Origin of the sequence: Dictyoglomus sp. (genome assembly GCA_025060475.1) — a bacterium.
In the GTDB taxonomy this organism is placed as follows: domain Bacteria; phylum Dictyoglomota; class Dictyoglomia; order Dictyoglomales; family Dictyoglomaceae; genus NZ13-RE01.
Genome location: JANXBZ010000081.1, coordinates 1 through 505 on the forward strand (window position 1 = coordinate 1; position 505 = coordinate 505).

At 35.8% G+C, this 505-nt stretch carries 1 protein-coding gene; it reads left to right on the plus strand.

The features are described from left to right. Window positions 1-51 precede the first annotated feature (51 nt). On the plus strand, window positions 52-505 hold a 454-nt coding region (gene cmr4, locus NZ841_08595), incomplete at its 3' end, for a type III-B CRISPR module RAMP protein Cmr4 (protein ID MCS7202817.1).

The following is a 505-nucleotide window of genomic DNA, read 5'->3' on the forward strand; positions in this document are numbered from 1 at the left end:
CTTTTCCCTGTAAAATCGCTTAAAGGTGTTTTTGCCTGGATTACTTGTCCTATGGTGCTTGAAAGGTTCAAGAAAGACCTTAAACTTGCTGGGATAACTGATTTCAATTTCTCGGATTTTCAAAATCTTCAAAACACTATACCAAATACATCTAACATTGAGATTTCTTCTAAAATTGTGCTTGAAGAATTTACTTTTGAAGTTATAAAGGATCAAAACACCACAAAGCTAGCCGAATGGCTTTCAGATAATATTTTCCCTAATGACTCATCATACCAATTTTGGAGAGACAAACTAAAAAAAGATTTAGTTATCTTGAGTGACGACGATTTTAAGCACTTTGTCAAATCGTCTACCGAGGTAATCACAAGAACTAAGATTGATGATGTAACTGGAACAGTCCAATCTGGAGCGCTCTGGACGGAAGAGTATCTGCCACAAGATACAATTATGTATTCAATAGTAGTGTTCTCCCAACCGAGAGTTGAGACTGACGATAAAAAAG